The sequence below is a fragment of the uncultured Campylobacter sp. genome, from assembly GCF_938030785.1.
In the GTDB taxonomy this organism is placed as follows: Bacteria; Campylobacterota; Campylobacteria; order Campylobacterales; family Campylobacteraceae; genus Campylobacter_B.
The window spans coordinates 1-1,537 of the sequence record NZ_CALHIK010000045.1 but is presented as its reverse complement, the minus strand read 5'-3'; the positions used below and the strand labels follow the sequence as shown (position 1 = coordinate 1,537).

At 41.4% G+C, this 1,537-nt stretch carries 1 protein-coding gene; it reads right to left on the bottom strand.

The genetic code is table 11. The annotated features are described in order from the left end of the window. Nucleotides 1-374: 374 nt before the first annotated feature. Nucleotides 375-1,520 carry a hypothetical protein gene (locus Q0438_RS02405; protein ID WP_299186948.1) on the bottom strand — a complete coding sequence of 382 codons (1,146 nt, stop codon included), beginning with the start codon at nt 1,518-1,520 and terminating at the stop codon, nt 375-377. Nucleotides 1,521-1,537 lie beyond the last annotated feature (17 nt).

Sequence of the window (1,537 nt, the reverse complement as noted above, 5' to 3'; positions counted from 1 at the left end):
AACGTCATCGACTAAACGGATAAGATCGGCGCACCTATTCCGCGCCGATTCATCGTGATTTTAAAATTTTCCTGCGAATGCGGGAGTTTCTTTAAAGTTTGTGTTTTGCCGCCGGTGCAGGCGAAAAGATAAAATCGGCGCTAATTTATTCGGCAAGCGCGACAATCGAACATTAGCGGCTTTGTCTTTTTAGTGTCGATAGTAGGCGCAAATTTAAAGAGAAATTTTAAGTTCGTTCTTGTTCTTTAAGGTGGCGGAATTTGAAAATTTAAATTTGCGTTGCAAGGGCGGCTTTGCAGGCAAATTTAAAATTTACACCCGGTTTTATTCAAAAATTTTAACCTGCGCATAGACTTAAAATTTACGCCGCGCCACTATAAAATCCTCTCTATTTCATTACTGCAAATTTCATTGACCTGCTCACCCTCGCTATTTTGCAAGATAACCTCGTAGTCCGTGATTTCGCGACCTTTGTTATACCCCTCGATATATCTGAATCTCGATAAAACTATTTTAAAGGATTCCACATCGTCTAAAGTATACTTATCGCCGAGCTTGACGTAGTTAAAATTCCTACTAGTAAGCGTATGAAAATTATTAAATTTTTGCTTTAAATTTAGCGTATAAATTGCCGTGGATGCAGCGCCGTTATCGCAGCTATTGATTTTGCTCTCATCAAAGGCAAGCGCGAGGCAAATTTCATCTCCGCAGATTACCTTTATATCTTTGGCGCGGCTGTTTATACGGATGGTCTGTCGCCACCCATCGCCCTCTATCTCAAAGACGTTGCGAGCGAGTTTTTTAGCTATTTCATCTCCGACATAGCCTCTGGCTTCTGGTTTATCAGCCCAACCAAGCGCAGAGTAGTTCGGTTTTTGCGGAAAAACTGCAAGCGGAATTTGAAGCTCACTTATGGCATTTAAATTTTCCTTTGTACCTTGCGGAGCTGCAAAAGATGTACCCCTCATAGAGTGTAGATTAAAGAAACCAATAAATTTCCTCACGACCTTATGCGCCGTTTGAGAAAATATCTTGGCTTCATTTTCAAAAAGCGAAATATCGTAGATGCCGTAGCTATAATATCCAAGCTTTCTACTTACCCACCTTTCGTCCGGCGAACGATCGATCTCGTGGTATCCATAGTAGCGCTCTGGCATATCTTTTTGTAGCAAAAAGTCGTCGCTATCGCTGTCCCCATACCTAAGCCAGACCCCAAAATCGTCCTTAATGTATAGATAATCAAACTTCGCACCTCCTGCGAATTTTTTCTCGCCTAGCCAAAATACGGGTCTTTTTTCTAGGCTCGGCAGAGCGGCGACTGGAGGTAAGCCTTGCAGCTCTTTTTCAAATTTTTCATCGATATAATCGCAAGCGCTAGTGGGCATACTAGGATCGCAACCTTCGGGCGTATCGGATGAAAAAAGCAAATTTAAAATCACAAATATATACAGCACAAAAAGCACGCATGCAACGCTCACGACCAAGGCGGTAATTTTTAAAATTCTTTTAAAATTTTTCATATCCAAATTTTACCTCG